14 protein-coding genes are annotated in these 16,066 nt (G+C 73.1%); 7 read left to right on the top strand and 7 right to left on the bottom strand.

Annotation, left to right across the window (positions count from 1 at the left end):
- Positions 1-149: 149 nt before the first annotated feature.
- The 3 genes from AC5L3Z_RS01765 to guaB are packed head-to-tail and all read right to left on the bottom strand — an operon-like array spanning position 150 to position 4,319.
- A complete protein-coding gene (locus AC5L3Z_RS01765; protein ID WP_494838962.1) occupies positions 150-1,562 on the bottom strand; it encodes a M1 family metallopeptidase in 1,413 nt (470 codons plus the stop codon).
- 48 nt (positions 1,563-1,610) lie between these two features.
- Positions 1,611-2,729, bottom strand: a complete 1,119-nt coding sequence (locus tag AC5L3Z_RS01760; protein WP_494838960.1) for a GuaB3 family IMP dehydrogenase-related protein — start codon at positions 2,727-2,729, stop codon at positions 1,611-1,613.
- Between the two features lie 27 nt (positions 2,730-2,756).
- Positions 2,757-4,319, bottom strand: coding sequence for an IMP dehydrogenase (gene guaB, locus AC5L3Z_RS01755; RefSeq protein ID WP_334529562.1), 1,563 nt, complete (start codon positions 4,317-4,319; stop codon positions 2,757-2,759).
- Between the two features lie 194 nt (positions 4,320-4,513).
- Between guaB and AC5L3Z_RS01750 the strand changes: the two genes are divergently transcribed.
- A complete protein-coding gene (locus AC5L3Z_RS01750; RefSeq protein ID WP_494838959.1) occupies positions 4,514-4,924 on the top strand; it encodes a DUF5319 domain-containing protein in 411 nt (136 codons plus the stop codon).
- A 26-nt stretch (positions 4,925-4,950) separates the two neighbouring features.
- On the opposite strand, the gene AC5L3Z_RS01745 is transcribed toward AC5L3Z_RS01750, so the two are convergent.
- Positions 4,951-5,775, bottom strand: a complete 825-nt coding sequence (locus AC5L3Z_RS01745; protein ID WP_494838958.1) for a helix-turn-helix transcriptional regulator — start codon at positions 5,773-5,775, stop codon at positions 4,951-4,953.
- Between the two features lie 254 nt (positions 5,776-6,029).
- Between AC5L3Z_RS01745 and AC5L3Z_RS01740 the strand changes: the two genes are divergently transcribed.
- Entirely contained in the window at positions 6,030-6,413 is a 384-nt protein-coding gene (locus AC5L3Z_RS01740; RefSeq protein ID WP_334529555.1) for a WhiB family transcriptional regulator, read from the top strand.
- Positions 6,414-6,563: 150 nt separating this feature from the next.
- Here the strand turns inward: AC5L3Z_RS01740 and AC5L3Z_RS01735 are convergent, their stop codons facing one another.
- The 3 genes from AC5L3Z_RS01735 to groES all read right to left on the bottom strand — a co-directional run bounded on the left by AC5L3Z_RS01735 (position 6,564) and on the right by groES (position 10,406).
- A complete protein-coding gene (locus tag AC5L3Z_RS01735) occupies positions 6,564-8,237 on the bottom strand; it encodes a molybdopterin-dependent oxidoreductase (RefSeq protein WP_494838956.1) in 1,674 nt (557 codons plus the stop codon).
- A gap of 137 nt (positions 8,238-8,374) precedes the next feature.
- A complete protein-coding gene (groL, locus tag AC5L3Z_RS01730; RefSeq protein ID WP_494838954.1) occupies positions 8,375-10,021 on the bottom strand; it encodes a chaperonin GroEL in 1,647 nt (548 codons plus the stop codon).
- Positions 10,022-10,091: 70 nt separating this feature from the next.
- Positions 10,092-10,406, bottom strand: a complete 315-nt coding sequence (gene groES / locus AC5L3Z_RS01725; protein WP_018222648.1) for a co-chaperone GroES — start codon at positions 10,404-10,406, stop codon at positions 10,092-10,094.
- A gap of 356 nt (positions 10,407-10,762) precedes the next feature.
- Here groES and AC5L3Z_RS01720 point away from each other — a divergent pair, with 356 nt between their 5' ends.
- From AC5L3Z_RS01720 to AC5L3Z_RS01700, 5 genes are all read left to right on the top strand, one after another.
- A complete protein-coding gene (locus tag AC5L3Z_RS01720; RefSeq protein ID WP_494838952.1) occupies positions 10,763-11,983 on the top strand; it encodes a THUMP-like domain-containing protein in 1,221 nt (406 codons plus the stop codon).
- Between the two features lie 37 nt (positions 11,984-12,020).
- Positions 12,021-12,503, top strand: coding sequence for a Cys-tRNA(Pro) deacylase (gene ybaK / locus AC5L3Z_RS01715; protein WP_494838951.1), 483 nt, complete (start codon positions 12,021-12,023; stop codon positions 12,501-12,503).
- 259 nt (positions 12,504-12,762) lie between these two features.
- Entirely contained in the window at positions 12,763-13,863 is a 1,101-nt protein-coding gene (locus tag AC5L3Z_RS01710) for a sugar ABC transporter substrate-binding protein (protein ID WP_494838949.1), read from the top strand.
- Positions 13,864-13,982: 119 nt separating this feature from the next.
- Entirely contained in the window at positions 13,983-14,804 is an 822-nt protein-coding gene (locus tag AC5L3Z_RS01705; RefSeq protein ID WP_494838947.1) for an ATP-binding cassette domain-containing protein, read from the top strand.
- Positions 14,801-16,060, top strand: a complete 1,260-nt coding sequence (locus AC5L3Z_RS01700) for a sugar ABC transporter permease (RefSeq protein WP_334529525.1) — start codon at positions 14,801-14,803, stop codon at positions 16,058-16,060. The genes AC5L3Z_RS01705 and AC5L3Z_RS01700 overlap by 4 nt, the downstream gene beginning before the upstream one ends.
- Positions 16,061-16,066: the final 6 nt, after the last annotated feature.

Genomic DNA, 16,066 nt, shown 5'->3' with positions numbered 1-16,066 from the left:
AGCACCGCGACACCCGTCGACAGACTTCGCCGTCCCACTCTCATCGTGCTTTCCTCCCCCGTGCCGGTGGAGACCCCGTGCCGCCACCGCCGACCGCCCATTGAGGCCGGTCGCGGAGGGCAGCCTACCGATCGACGGTCACGACACCGTCACGGCAGGGCGGGGGCGCTCGCGCCGACCAGCCAGGCGTCGAGGAACGGACCCAGCGACCGGCCGGCGGTCCGCTCGGCGTACCCGACGAAGTCGGCGGTGGTCACCGTGCCGTCGCGCCGCTCGGCGGTCCAGCCGCGCAGCAGGCGGAAGAAGGTCTCGTCGCCGAGGGCGCGCCGCAGCGCGTGGACGGCGAGCGCGCCGCGCTGGTAGACGGCGTCACCGAACATCGCCGCCCGGCCCGGGTCCACCGACGGCTTCGACCAGTCGGTCGCGGCGTACCGGAGCTCGAAGTTCCGCTGCGCGCTGCGGCCGCCGCCGTGCTCCTCCCAGAGCCACTCGGCGTACGTGGCGAAGCCCTCGCTGAGCCAGATGTCGCTCCACCGGGCCGGCGTGACGCTGTCACCGAACCACTGGTGGGCCAGCTCGTGCACGACCACCGACTCGTTCGGCCGGCCGCCGCGGAAGAAGCCGGGCCCGTAGACCGGCCGGGACTGCGTCTCCAACGCGTACCCGATCCGTTCGTCGGCGACCGCGATGCCGCCGTACGACCCGAACGGGTACGGCCCGAAGCGCTCGGCCAGGAAGTCGGCGATCGCGCCGGTGCGGGCGAGCGACCGGGCCTGCGGACCGTCCACCGGGAGGGCCGCCGCCACCGCGGTGACCATCGGCCTGCCGGCGTGGGTGCCGGTCCGGACCCGGTACCGCCCGATCACCAGGGTGCTCAGGTAGCTGGCCATCGGGGAGGACTCCGTCCACCGCCAGGTCGTCCAGCCGTCCCGGGCGGCCTTCGGCCCGGGCACCCCGTTGCCCAGCGCGGCGAGTCCGTCCGGGACGGTCACCTCGACGTCGTAGGTCGCCTTGTCGGAGGGGTGGTCGTTGACCGGGAACCAGGTGGCCGCCGAGTCGGGCTGGCCGAGGGCGATCGCGCCGTCGGCGGTGTGCAGCCAGCCACCGCTGCCCAGCATGGTGTCGGCCACCGAGGTGGGTGTCCCGCCGTAGTCGACGTCCACGGTGAACCCGGTGCCGCGCGGCAGGCCGCGCGGCGGGGTGACCACCAGCTCGTCGCCGTCGCGGCGGTGCTGAGCCGCCGCCCCGGAGACGGTGACCCGGGAGACGTCCAAGCCGACCAGGTCCAGGTTGAACCGGGACAGCGCGGCGGTGGCGGTGGCGGTGACGGAGGCCCGGCCGGCCAGCCGGTCGCTCGCCGGGTCGTAGCGCACCCGGAGCCGGTAGGCCGAGACGTCGTAGCCGCCGTTGCCCCGGCCGGGGACGTACGGGTCACCGGCGTCGGCCGCCCCGGGCCGGAAGCCGTCGCGGTCGTCGTCCGGCCCGGTGCAACCGACCAGGACCACCGCCGCCGCGACGGCCACGGCGAGCGCCGGCCGGAGCCGGGCGGGAGAACGACGCACCGGCCGAGCCTATCGGCCCGGCCGGTGCGTCGGAGCGGTTCGTCGAGGTCAGCGGTCCAGGACCAGGCCGACCTTCTGGAACTCCTTGAGGTCGCGGTAGCCGCACTTGGCCATCGCCCGGCGCAGCCCGCCGAAGAGGTTGAGCTGGCCGTCCGGCTCGTCGGCCGGGCCGAAGAGCAGCCGCTCCATCTCCCCGAGCGGCTCGCCGGCCACCTCGAACGCGCCGCGCGGCAGGGACGGGTGGCTGGCGGCCGAGTGCCACCAGGCGCCACCCGCGGGCGCCTCCTCGCAGAGCGACAGCGCCTCGCCGAGCATCACCGCGTCCGCGCCGCAGCCGAGCGCCTTGGCGATGTCGCCGGAGGTCTGTATGTCGCCGTCGGCGATCAGGTGCACGTACCGGCCGCCGGTCTCGTCCAGGTAGTCGCGGCGGGCCGCGGCGGCGTCGGCGATCGCGGTGGCCATCGGCACCCGGATGCCGAGCACCGACTCGGTGGTGGACCAGTCGTCGCCGCCGATGCCGACGATCACACCGGCCGCGCCGGTGCGCATCAGGTGCAGCGCCGTCTTGTAGTCGGTGCAGCCGCCGACGACCACCGGCAGGTCGAGGTCGGCGATGAACTCCTTGAGGTTCAGCGGCTCGTCGGTGGTCGAGACGTGCTCGGCCGAGACGATGGTGCCCTGGATGACGAGGATGTCCACGCCGGCGTCCAGGATCACCGGGGCCAGCGCCAGGGTGTGCTGCGGGGAGACCCGGACGGCGACCGTGCCGCCGCCGGCGCGCAGCTCGCGGACCCGCTCGGCGATCAGGTCGGGCCGGATCGGCTCGGCGTAGACCTCCTGGAGCCGCTTGGTGGCCCGGGCGTCCTCGTCGAGGCCGGCCAGCTCCTCCAGGATCTTGCTCGGGTTCTCGTACCGGGTCCAGAGCCCCTCGACGTTGAGTACGCCGAGGCCGCCGAGCTGGCCGAGCCGCACCGCCGAGGCCGGGCTCATGGTGGCGTCCGACGGGTGTCCGACGCAGGGGATGTCGAACTGGTACGCGTCGAGCTGCCAGCTGGTGGAGACGTCGTCGACGTCCCGGGTCCGGCGGCTCGGCACGATGGCGATGTCGTCCAGGTGGTAACCGCGCTGCGCGGTCTTGCCCAGCCCGATCTCGACCACGTCACGCATGGGGGACTCCAGGTGGTTGGGGGATGGTCAGCGGGAGTGGTAGTTGGGCGCCTCGACGGTCATCTGGATGTCGTGCGGGTGGCTCTCCTTGAGCCCGGCCGCGGTGATCCGGATGAGCTGGCCACGGCGGTGCAGCTCGGGGATGCTCTCCGCGCCGACGTACCCCATCGCGGCCCGCAGCCCGCCGATGAGCTGGTGGGCGACCGCGGAGAGCGGCCCCCGGTAGGGCACCTGGCCCTCGACGCCCTCGGGGACGAGCTTGTCCTCGGCGAGCACGTCCTGCTGGAAGTAGCGGTCCTTGGAGTAGGACTTGGCCTGGCCGCGGGACTGCATGGCGCCGAGCGAGCCCATGCCCCGGTAGGCCTTGTACTGCTTGCCGTTGATGAAGATCAGCTCGCCGGGGCTCTCCTCGCAGCCGGCCAGCAGGCTGCCGAGCATCACCGTGTCGGCGCCGGCGACCAGCGCCTTGGCGATGTCGCCGGAGTACTGGATGCCGCCGTCGCCGATGACCGGGACACCGGCTGGCCGGGCGGCCCGGGCCGCCTCCATGATCGCGGTGATCTGCGGTACGCCCACCCCGGCGACGATCCGGGTGGTGCAGATCGCGCCCGGGCCGACACCCACCTTGACGCCGTCGGCACCGGCGTCCACCAGCGCCTTCGCCCCGGCGTAGGTGGCGACGTTGCCGCCGACGATGTCGATGGTCACGTCCTTCTTGAGCCGGCGCACCATGTCCAGCACGGCCCGCTGGTGACCGTGCGCGGTGTCCACGATGATCACGTCGACGCCCGCGTCGACCAGGGTGCGGGCCCGCTTGTACGCGTCCTCGCCCACCCCGACCGCGGCGGCGACCCGGAGCCGGCCGGCGTCGTCCTTGGTGGCGTTCGGGTACTGCTCGCTCTTGGTGAAGTCCTTGACGGTGATCAGCCCGCGCAGCCGGCCCGAGTCGTCGACGATCGGCAGCTTCTCCACCTTGTGCCGGCGCAGCAGGTCGAGGGCGTCGTCCTTGCTCACCCCGACCGGCGCGGTGACCAGCGGCGTCCGGGTCATGATCTCGTGGACCGGGGTGTCCGGCTCGGAGACGAAGCGCATGTCGCGGTTGGTGACGATGCCGACCAGCTGGCCGTCGCCGTCCACCACCGGCACGCCGGAGATGCGGTAGCGGCCGCAGAGCTCGTCGACCTCGCGGAGGGTGTCGTCCGGGCTGGCGGTCACCGGGTTGGTGATCATGCCGGACTCGGAGCGCTTGACCAGGTCGACCTGGAGCGCCTGGTCCTCCAGGGAGAGGTTGCGGTGCAGCACGCCGATGCCGCCCTGGCGGGCCATCGCGATCGCCATCCGCGCCTCGGTGACGGTGTCCATCGCGCTGGAGAGCAGCGGCACGGTCAGCTCGACGTTGCGGGTGAGCTTCGTCCGGGTGTTGACCCGGCTGGGTACCACGTCCGACTCGCCCGGCTGGAGCAGCACGTCGTCGAAGGTCAGCCCGAGCGGCACGATCCGCGCCGAGCCGGCCGGCAGCTCCGGCAGGTGACCGCCGACCTCGCCGGGCACGGCTCCGGTCAGCTGGTCGGTGCTGGGCGAATTCTCCACGATTGCTCCCCTGAGCTGCTCGGACGGGCTTCAGCGAGGTGGCGCGCGGGCACCGGCGCACGCCGGGGTGACGCCGCGTCGGTCCATCGTACCCATTGAGCTGGGCGGGCTCCGGCGGCGGCGGCGCGGGTAGGCGGTGCCACAGCGACGCCCGGGGGCACGCGCCCCGACGGGGTTGGGTCTACGGTGAGGGGGTGCACGACGAGCCCATCGACCCGTTCAACGGCGACCCGGCCGATCCGGCCGCGGACCTGCACGACCCGGGCGAGGACGCCGCGCTCGACCCGCTGACCGAGGTCGAGCGCCAGGACGTGCTGGAGGATCTGGCCGACCTGGAGATCTACCAGGCCCTGCTGGCCCCGATCGGGGTCCGCGGGCTGGTCATCGAGTGCGAGGACTGCCGCGAGCCGCACTACTTCGACTGGGACCTGCTCCGGGGCAACCTGCGGCACCTGCTCAGCTCGGGCCGCCCCCGGGTGCACGAGCCGGCCTACGACCCCGACCCGGACCACTACGTCACCTGGGACTACGCCCGGGGATACGCCGACGGGGTGCACGACACGCTGACCGAGACCGCCGAGGACGACAGCTCCGCCGACGGCTGAGGCTGGTCGCACCCGGCAGCGGACGGTCAGGCCACCAGGCCGGCCCGGAAGCCGGCGGCCACCGCGTGCGCCCGGTCCCGGGCGCCGAGCTTGCGGAACAGCCGGCGGGCGTGCGTCTTGACCGTGTCCTCGGAGACGAACAACTCCCGCCCGATCTCCGCGTTGCTCTTCCCCTCGGCCATGCCGAGCAGCACCTGGAGTTCCCGCTCGGTCAGCCCGACCGGGGTCCGCCCGCCGCGCGCCCCGGGCGCGCCGCGCCGACCCGGCGGCGGCGGGGTCTCGGGCTCGGCGGCCTCCGGCTCCGCCTCGTCGTCACCGCGCTGCACCGGCACCACCGACGGCCCTCCGCCGGGCGTCTCGGCCGGGCCGGCGGACCAGGTGGTCGCCGGGCCGGCCGGGGGACGGCCGGCGACCGGCCGGGGTGGCGCGCCGACCGCGGCGGTGTCCCGCACCGGGTCGGTCACCCGGTGCCGGGCCGCCCTGCCGGGTGCCGAGAGCAGCAGCAGGGCCTTGGCCACCGCGCTGGTCAGGTCGTGGTCGGCGCCCTGGATCAGCCCCCGGGCGCCGGCGCTGATGCTCGCCGCCGCCGCCTCGGACTCCTCGGCGCCGAGCAGCAGCACGGCGGCCTGCGGCGCGCGCGCCAGCACCCGGCGGACGAAGCCGGCGCTGTCGGGGCGGGTGAGGGCCGTGTCGGCCAGCACCACGTCGACGGGACGCTCGGCGAGCCGCAGCATCACCTCGGGATCGGAGACGGCTGTCCGCACGACCGCCGCCAACCCGAGACGGGCCGCCGCGGAAGTCAACTGCTGCGCGGCGAGCGGTGTCCGAACGCATACGAGAACGGTACGCACTGTGGTCTCCTCTCCGGTCACGAGCAGACCACGACGGGCTCGGCCCGGGAGGGGGTTCCGGGCAATCCTCCGAACTTTTCCGACATCTGGGGCATATGCCGCGAGTTGTCCGAGGTTTTCGATCACAGACGTGTGAGTCGGGGAAAGCCCGGGTACCGAGGCGTTCAAGCCGGAACGGTGCGCCTGCGCGGACCGCCGCACGGACACCGGTTCACAGAGGATCTCCGCGGTTCCGCGCGGGAGGAGGGGTGCTGATGTCGAACGTACGCAGATTGCCCGGACCCATCGTCGACCTGTGGGACTGGCAGCGTCTCGGCGCCTGCCGGGGCCGGGACAGCGCCCAGTTCTTCCACCCCGACGGCGAGCGCGGGTCGTCCCGGCTGCGCCGCGAGATGGGCGCCAAGTCCGTCTGCCGCGCCTGCCCGGTCCGGGCCGAGTGCGCGGCACACGCCCTCGCCGTCCGCGAGCCGTACGGCGTCTGGGGCGGCTTCAGCGAGTCGGAGCGGCTGCGCCTGCTCGCCCTCGGCTGGGAGGACCTGGCCGACCGCCGGCAGACCCGGGTCGACATCGCCCGGCTGGAGGCCCGGCTGGGCCGCCCGCACAAGTCCGCCGTGCCGGACCAGCGCAAGATCGCCTGACCGACCCTCGCCGACGCCGCGCCCCACCTCCGGGGCGCGGCGTCGCGCTGTCCACCCCACCCGGCGACCACGTCCGCGGAGCGTCGGGGCCGGACCGGCGTGGCCGGTGCGATGCCTTTCGAGCCGATGACGTGGACGACTCGAGCCGGTTCAGCGGACCGTCACCTTCACCCTGTGCCAACCGGTGGCGCCGTCGGGCTCGACCGGCCGGCGTCGGCCCGTCTGGGTCTCCCCGGAGCTGTCCGTCGCCCGCACCTGGAGGGTGTGCTCCCCCGGGGTGGCGGTCCAGTGCCACGACCACTGCACCCAGGTGTCCACCGACACCGCCGGGGCGAGCGTCGCCTCCTGCCACGGGCCGTCGTCGACGCGTACCTCCACCCGGCTGACGCCGCGGTGCTGCGCCCAGGCCACCCCGGCGACCGTCACCGCGCCGGCCGTGATCCGGTTGCGCGGGCGGGGCGTGTCGATCCGGGACTGCGTCTTGATCGGCCCCTGCGCCGACCAGCCCCGGGGCACCCAGTACGCGTCGAAGTCGGCGAAGCTGGTCAGCTCCAGCTCGGTCACCCACTTGCAGGCGGACACGTAGCCGTAGAGGCCCGGCACGACCATCCGGACCGGGAAGCCGTGCGCGACCGGCAGCGGCTCGCCGTTCATGCCGACCGCCAGCAGCGCGTCCCGCCCGTCGCGCAGCACCGCGGTCGGGGTGCCGCAGGTCCAGCCGTCGACCGACCGGCCGACCACCTGGTCCGCGCCCTCGTCCGGCTCCGCCTCGTCCAGCAGCTCCTTGATGGGTACGCCCAGCCAGCGCGCGTTGCCGATCAGGTCCCCACCCACCTCGTTGGAGACGCAGGCCAGGGTGACGTACCGCTCCACCATCGGCCGGGCCAGCAGGTCGGCGAAGCTCAGCTCGATCGGGTTGCGTACCCGCCCGTGGATGCGCAGCCGCCACGTCTCCGGGTCCACCTGCGGCACCACCAGGGCCGTGTCGATCCGGTAGAAGCCGCTGGTCGGCGTCGTGTACGGGGCGAGCTGCGCCAGGGGCAGGTCCGCGCCCGCCGGCACGGCCGGCGCCAGCGAGGACGGCGTGGGCAGCGCCACCGCCTGCCGGGCCGCCGACACGCCGCGCCGCCCGGCGAGCCAGTGCCCGCCCAGCCCGGCCACGGTGGCGGCGCCGGCGAGCGCGCCCACGCCCCGCAGGAAGCGGCGCCGCGACTCCGGGTCGGGGGTCGTCGGCTCACCGCCCCGGGCCGGCTGGTCCGCGGGCGGAACGGCAGCGGCACCGGCCGGCTGGGCGACGGGCGGGACAGCGGCGGGCGTGGGCGGGCCGGTGGGCGGCGGAGTGTCGACAGTGGTGGCCGGCGGCGTGGGTGGGGTCCACGGCCACGGGTCGAGCTGCAACGGGCCGGCGAGGAAGGCCCGGAGCACCGCCGCGCCCAGGCCCGCCCCGACCAGCGAGGGCAGCGCGTCGGCGACGTCCGCGCCGGCCCGGGTCAGCGCGGCGGCCACCCCGAGGTCGGCGAAGGCGGCGATGCCGGCCAGCCCGATCCAGAGCCGGCGTACGGCGAGCACGCCCAGGAGCGCGGCGAACGCGGCGAGCAGCAGGGCCGTCCCGACCAGCAGGGCGACCTTGTCGTACGTCCCGAAGACGGCGATGGCGAACTGCTTGAGCGGCTCGGGTACGAGGTCGACGACCAGCCCGCCCACCGCGATCAGCGGCGCGGACCGGGGACCGGTGAGGACCGCCACCGGCTCCGCCGCGCCGATCGCGACGGCGGCGGCGGTGATACCGGCCAGCGCGGCGAGGCCGCGGGGGGTGCTGCTCATCGGACCAGTGTTGTCGATCAAACGGGCGGACCGCCAACACCGTCAGCGTTCCGTAATCCATCTGGCCGACGGCCCGGAGACGGGTCAGGGCGCGCCGTCGCGGAGACGGCGCGCCCTGACCTTGCCTGCGGCGTGGGTCAGAAACCCGGGCCGTGCTGGTGGCCGTGACCGTGGCCGTGGCCGTGGCCACCGGCGGCGGCCGGCTCGGCCTTCTCCGGCTTCTCCACCACGAGGCTCTCCGTGGTGAGCAGCAGGCCGGCGATCGAGGCGGCGTTGGTGACCGCGTTGCGGGTCACCTTCACCGGGTCGATGATGCCGGACTTGACCAGGTCGACGTACTGGCCGGTGGCGGCGTCGAGGCCCTTGCCCCACTCCTGGCCGGCGACCTTCTGCACCACCACGTAGCCGTCGTGGCCGGCGTTCTGGGCGATCCAACGCAGCGGCTCGACCAGCGCCTTGCGCACGATCGACACGCCCGTCTTGTCGTCACCGGTGAAGCCGAGGTGGTCGTCGAGCACCGGGAGGATCTGGGCCAGGGCGGCGCCGCCGCCGGGGACCGTACCCTCCTCGACCGCGGCCTTGGTCGCGGCGATGGCGTCCTCGATGCGGTGCTTGCGCTCCTTCATCTCGACCTCGGTCGCCGCGCCCACCTTGATGACCGCGATGCCGCCCGAGAGCTTGGCCAGCCGCTCGGCCAGCTTCTCCCGGTCCCACTCGGAGTCCGAGGCCTCGATCTCCTTGCGGATCTGCGCGACCCGGTCGGCGACCTCGGAGGCCTGGCCGCCACCGTCGACGACGGTGGTGTTCTCCTTGTCGACCACGACGCGGCGGGCGGTGCCGAGCACCTCCAGGCCGACCTGGTCGAGCTTGTAGCCCAGCTCCGGGGCGACCAGCTCGGCGCCGGTCAGGATCGCCATGTCCTGGAGCATCGCCTTGCGACGGTCGCCGAAGCCGGGGGCCTTCACCGCGCAGACCTTGAGGGTCTTGCGGATCGAGTTGACCACCAGCGTGGACAGCGCCTGGCCGTCGACGTCCTCGGCGATGATCAGCAGCGGCTTGCTGTTCTGGAGGACCTTCTCCAGCAGCGGCAGCAGCTCCTCGATCGACGAGATCTTCTGCGTGGTGATGAGGACGTACGCGTCCTCCAGGACCGACTCCTGCGACTCCACGTCGGTGACGAAGTTCGGCGAGATGAAGCCCTTGTCGAACTGGAGACCCTCGGTCACCTCCAGCTCGGTGGTGAGCGCGGAGCCCTCCTCGACGGTGATGACACCGTCGCGGCCGACCCGCTCCATCGCCTCGGCGATCAGCTCGCCGATGGTGGCGTCCTGCGCGGAGATCGTCGCCACGTGCGCGATCGACTCCTTGTCGGCCACCTCGACGGCCCGGTCGAGCAGCGCCTCGGAGACCTTGGCGGCCGCCGCGTCGATGCCGCGCTTGAGACCGGACGGGCTGGCCCCGGCGGTCACGTTGCGCAGGCCCTCGCGGACCATCGCCTGGGCCAGCACGGTCGCGGTGGTGGTCCCGTCGCCGGCGACGTCGTTGGTCTTGGTCGCCACCTCCTTGACCAGCTGCGCGCCGAGGTTCTCGTAGGGGTTGGTGAGCTCGATCTCCTTGGCGATGGTCACACCATCGTTGGTGATCGTGGGCGCACCGAATTTCTTGTCCAGGACGACGTTGCGCCCGCGCGGGCCGAGGGTGACCTTGACCGCGTCCGCGAGGGCGTTGACACCGTGCTCCAGCAGGTGTCGGGCGTCGTCCGAGAAGCTCAGGATCTTCGCCATGAATGTCCCTTCGAAGCGCCGCTGCCCCGGCCCGGCGAGCCGGACCGGGGCAGCGACACTGATCGGTTGCTTACTTCTCGATGACCGCGAGGACGTCGCGGGCGGAGAGCACCAGGTACTCCTCGCCGGCGTACTTGACCTCGGTGCCGCCGTACTTCGAGTAGAGGACGGTGTCGCCGACCTTGACGTCGATCGGCACGCGGTTGCCCTTGTCGTCGATCCGGCCCGGGCCGACAGCGAGGACGGTGCCCTCCTGCGGCTTCTCCTTGGCGGTGTCGGGAATCACGATGCCCGACGCCGTGGTGGTCTCAGCCTCGTTCGCCTGGACCACGATGCGGTCCTCGAGCGGCTTGATCGCAACCTTGGTCGCGGTAGTCACGGGCATACCCTCCTGGGGTACTGGTTTCGTTGCCGGCCAGCGAGGCCGGCCGGCGTCAATCTGCCACATGCCACCTGGCGGGGCCGTCGTCGCGGGTGCCGGTCCGCCTGGCGTGCGCGCCCGCGCCTCACGGCCCGGGAGCTGGCACCCTCAGGGCGAGAGTGCTAATCGCAGGTTATTCCTCGGCTAGCACTCCGTCAAGGAGAGTGCCAGCGCGTCGCGCCGCGCGGTCGTGGTCGACCGCCGTTCGCGGCATGTCGCGGGGACACCCACGGCGGGACACCGCGACCTGCCGCGAACCGCGCCGGGCGCCGCCGGAGGGGCCGGGGCGGTGACGCGGAACGGGGCGGGAGAATGGGCGGGTGGATCTCGACCAGTTCGGCGCGCTGCGTACCCCCGCGGGGTCGGCCGCGCTCGCGGCGGCGGCCGAGGTGGCCGGCGGCGACCCGCTGACCGCGGCGGCCGCGCTCCGCTCCGCCGGACTGCCGGCCGGGCTGGCCGCCGCCGCGCTCACCCAGGCCGAGCTGCGCCGCCGCGCGGTCGGCAAGTTCGGCCCGGCGGCGGCCGGCATGTTCTTCACCCGGGCCGGGCTGGAGCAGGCCACCCGGCGGGTGGTCGCGGACCGGCGCGCCGCCCGCCTGCGCGCCGCCGGGGTGCGCAGCCTCGCCGACCTGGGTTGCGGCCTCGGCGCGGACGCGCTCGCCGCCGCCCGCGCCGGCATCCGGGTGTACGGGGTGGAGGCCGACCCGGTGACCGCCGCGATGGCCGCGGCGAACGCCGAGGCCGCGGGGCTGGCCGAGCTGTTCACCGTGGAGTGCGGCGACGCGACGGCCTTCGACGTGGCCCGGGTGGACGGGGTCTTCTGCGACCCGGCCCGGCGCCGGGCCGGCACCGGGCGGCGGATCTTCGACCCGAAGTCCTACTCCCCGCCCTGGGACTTCGTCACCGGCCTCGCCGAGCGGGTGCCGCACACCGTGGTGAAGGTCGCTCCCGGCCTGGACCACGCGCTCATCCCGGCCGGCGCCGAGGCGGAATGGGTGAGCGTGGACGGTGACCTGGTCGAGGCGGCCCTCTGGTGCGGCCGCCTCGCCGAGACCCCCCGCCGCGCCACCCTGCTGAGGGAGGGCCCCCCGGTCGACGCCGCCGGCACCCGGGAGGTCTCCGGTCATCAGCTGACCGGCTCCGGCGACGCCGAGGCGCCGGTCGGGCCGGTCCGGCGCTACCTGCTGGATCCCGACTCCGCGGTGGTCCGGGCCCACCTGGTCGCGGAGCTCGCCGCCGACCTCGGCGGCACCCTCGCCGACCCGAGCATCGCCTACGTCTACACCGACGCTCCGGCCGCGACGCCGTTCGGCCGCTGCCTGGAGGTGACCGACGTGCTCCCCTTCTCGCTCAAGCGGCTGCGGGCCCTGCTGCGCGAGCGGGGCGTGGGCCGGGTGGAGATCCTCAAGCGGGGGTCGGCGCTGGAGCCGGAGAAGCTGCGCCGCGACCTGAGGCTGGCCGGCGGCGCCGGGGCGAGCCTGGTGCTGACCCGGGTCGCCGGGGCGCCGACGGTGCTGCTCTGCCGTCCGGTGGCGAGCTGAGTCGCCCACCGGGACGGTCCGGGTTAGCGTGGCCGTCATGGCGGGACGGGGCACTCCGGCGACGGCGCTGCTGACCAAGCGGAAGATCACCCACCGGACCCATCCGTACGACGTGTCCCCGGAGGCGCCGAACTACGGCGCGCTGGTCGCGGCGGCGCTCGGGGTGCCGCCGGAGCGGGTGTTCAAGTCGCTGGTCACCGAGGTCGACGGCGGGTTGACCGTGGCGGTCGTGCCGGTCACCGGCGAGCTGGACCTCAAGGCGTTGGCGGCGGCGACCGGCGGCAAGCGGGCCACCATGGCCGACCGCGCGGTCGCCGAGCGGGCCACCGGCTACGTCCGGGGTGGGATCAGCCCGCTGGGCCAGCGCAGGCGACTGCCGACGGTGCTCGACTCCTCCGCGCTGGCGTACGGGACCGTCTACGTCTCGGCCGGCCGGCGCGGGCTCCAGGTCGAGCTCTCCCCGACCGACCTGGTGGCGCTCACCGGGGCGGTCACGGCGAGGCTGGCCGCCGGCTCCTGACCCGGGCCCGCCCCGCTCGGTCGGCCGCGGAACGGGCGCGTCGCGGGTGCCGGTCGGCGCTCGGCGCAGGCGCTTCCGGTCGGGTCCGAGAGAGCGCTTCCTGGGTGGGTGTCCGGCGCGTGACAACCGCGTTGCTGAATTGTTACTGCCGCCAACAAACTTCTGACCTCGGCAGGCTTGCGCGCGGAACGTGAACGGGAATACGTTGCCGGGCACAACAAAAGCAACTACTCCCCCACCCCCGAAAGGACCCGTGCAGATGCGCAAGGGCTTCCTCACCTTCGCCGCCGTGGGCCTGCTGGCCACCGGCAGCATGGCCGCCTGCGGTGACGACTCCGGCACCGGCCAGGCCGGCGGCTCCACCGAAAAGAAGCCGAAGATCGGCGTGATCCTGCCGGACAGCAAGTCCTCCGCCCGCTGGGAGGGCGCGGACCGCAAGTTCCTGGAGGAGGCCTTCAAGGCCGCCAGCGTCGACTACGACATCCAGAACGCGCAGGGCGACAAGAACGCCTTCCAGACCATCGCCGACCAGATGATCACCAACGGCGTCACCGCCCTGATGATCGTCAACCTGGACTCCGGCACCGGCAAGGCCGTGCTCGACAAGGCCAAGTCGCAGGGCGTCGCCACCATCGACTACGACCGGCTCACGCTGGGCGGCTCGGCGCAGTACTACGTCAGCTTCGACAACGAGGCCGTCGGCAAGCTCCAGGGCGAGGGTCTGGCCAAGTGCCTGACCGACAAGGGCGTCAAGAACCCGGCGATCAGCTACCTCAACGGCTCGCCGACCGACAACAACGCCACCCTGTTCAAGAACGGCTACGACTCGATCCTCAAGCCGAAGGTCGACGCCAAGGAGTACACCAAGGTCGCCGACGACTCGGTGCCGGACTGGGACAACACCCAGGCCGCCACGATCTTCGAGCAGCAGCTGACCAAGGCCGGCGGCAAGATCGACGGTGTCCTGGCCGCCAACGACGGCCTCGGCAACGCGGCCATCTCGGTGCTCAAGAAGAACAAGCTCAACGGCAAGGTCCCGGTGACCGGGCAGGACGCCACCCCGCAGGGCCTGCAGAACATCCTCGCCGGTGACCAGTGCATGACCGTCTACAAGGCGATCAAGGAGGAGGCGAAGGCCGCCTCCGACCTGGCCATCGCGGTCGCCAAGGGCGAGAAGAAGGAGACCGGTCAGACGGTCAAGGACCCGGAGGGTGGCCGCGACGTCGCCGCCGTGCTGCTCACCCCGAAGGCCATCTACAAGGAGAACGTCAAGGACGTCGTGGCCGACGGCTTCGTGACCAAGGACGAGCTCTGCACCGGGACGTACGCCAAGCTCTGCGCCGACGCCGGCATCAGCTGACCCGTACCGTTCCCACCCCGCTCCACAGGCGACGCCGCCCGGCACGGTGACAACCGTGCCGGGCGGCGTCCCGCCACCGGACGGGTCCGAGATCTCCCCTCCGCGCAAAGGAGACCCCCGTGTCCGCGACCCCCCTGCTGGAACTACGCGGGATCGACAAGAGCTTCGGTCCCGTCCAGGTACTCCGCGACGTCGCCTTCGCCGCCCACCCCGGCGAGGTGACCGCGCTCGTCGGTGACAACGGCGCCGGCAAGTCGACCCTGGTCAAGTGCATCAGCGGCATCTACCCGACCGACGGCGGCGAGTTCCTCTTCGAGGGCAAGCCGGTGACCATCAACAGCCCCCGGGACGCCGCCGCGCTCGGCATCGAGGTCGTCTACCAGGACCTCGCGCTCTGCGACAACCTCGACATCGTGCAGAACATGTTCCTCGGCCGGGAGAAGCGCAGCGGACTCGTGCTCGACGAGCCGACCATGGAGCAGATGGCCGCCGAGACCCTCGCCGGGCTCAGCGTCCGCACCGTGAAGTCGCTGCGGCAGCACGTCTCCAGCCTCTCCGGCGGCCAGCGCCAGACCGTGGCGATCGCCAAGGCGGTGCTCTGGAACAGCAAGCTGGTCATCCTCGACGAACCGACCGCCGCCCTCGGCGTCGCGCAGACCGCCCAGGTGCTGGAGCTGGTCCGCCGGCTCGCCGACAAGGGCCTGGCCGTGGTGCTCATCTCGCACAACATGAACGACGTCTTCGCCGTCTCCGACCGGATCGCCGCGCTCTACCTCGGCCAGATGGTCGCCCAGGTGAAGACCACTGACATCACCCACTCGCAGGTGGTCGAGCTGATCACCGCCGGCCGCTCCGGCGCCCTCGGCCTCGCCGAGGCGGGTACCGGCAGCGCCGGTCACGCCGCGGGGTCCACCGACACCACCTCGGGAGCCGTCCGATGACCACCACCGCCGTCAAGAAGGAAGGCCCGGCCGCCGTCGCGCCCGCGGCCACGGTCGGCAGCCACGTCCGCAACTACGTGAGCCGGGTACGCGGCGGCGACATCGGCGCGCTCCCCGCGGTGCTCGGTCTGGCCGTGCTCTGCACGGTCTTCGCGATCATGCGGCCGTCGTTCCTCTCCGCCGGCAACTTCGCCAACCTGTTCACCCAGGGCGCGGCGGTCACCCTGATCGCGATGGGCCTGGTCTTCGTCCTGCTGCTCGGCGAGATCGACCTCTCCGCCGGCTTCGCCAGCGGGGTCTGCGCGGCCATCCTGGCCAACGTCGCCACCGTGCTCGGCTACCCCTGGTACGTGGCGGTGCTCGCCGCGATCGTCACCGGCGTGGTCATCGGCACGACGCTCGGCGTGCTGGTCGCCAAGGTCGGCATCCCGTCCTTCGTGGTCACCCTCGCCGGGTTCCTCGCCTTCCAGGGCATCGTGCTGATGCTGATGGACGACGGCGCGAACATCTCGATCCGGGACGACACCCTGGTCGCCATCGCCAACCGCAACCTCTCGCCGGTCCTCGGCTGGCTGCTGGTGGCCGTCGCGGTCGGCGGGTACGCCGCCGTGCAGCTGCTCCGGCACCGCAAGCGGGCCACCCGGGGGCTGCTCACCGACCCGATCGCGGTGGTCCTCGCCCGGATCGGCACCCTCGCGCTGATCCTCGGCGCCGCCGTCTACATCCTCAACCTCGAGCGCAGCCGCAACGTCCTGGTCACCTCGCTCAAGGGCGTGCCCATCGTGGTGCCCATCATCGCGCTCCTGCTGATCCTCTGGACCTTCGTGCTCCAGCGCACCAGCTACGGCCGGCACGTCTACGCGGTCGGCGGCAACAAGGAGGCGGCCCGCCGCGCCGGCATCAACGTCGACCGGATCCGCATCTCGGTCTTCGTGATCTGCTCCTCGATGGCCGCCATCGGCGGCATCGTCGCGGCCAGCCGGGCCAACTCGGTCGACCCGAACACCGGCGGCAGCAACGTGCTGCTCTACGCCGTGGGCGCGGCGGTGATCGGTGGCACCAGCCTCTTCGGTGGCAAGGGCCGCGTCCTCGACGCCGTGCTCGGTGGCGCGGTGGTCGCCGTCATCGACAACGGCATGGGCCTGATGGGGTACAGCTCGGGAGTCAAGTACGTGGTCACCGGTGTGGTGCTGCTCCTCGCGGCCAGCGTCGACGCGCTGTCCCGCCGCCGCTCCGCGGCCACCGGCACCCGTTGACCGACG

It is taken from the genome of Micromonospora sp. LZ37, assembly GCF_059359015.1.
Note: the sequence above shows the minus strand (reverse complement) of the source record. Positions and strands in the feature narration are given on the sequence as shown.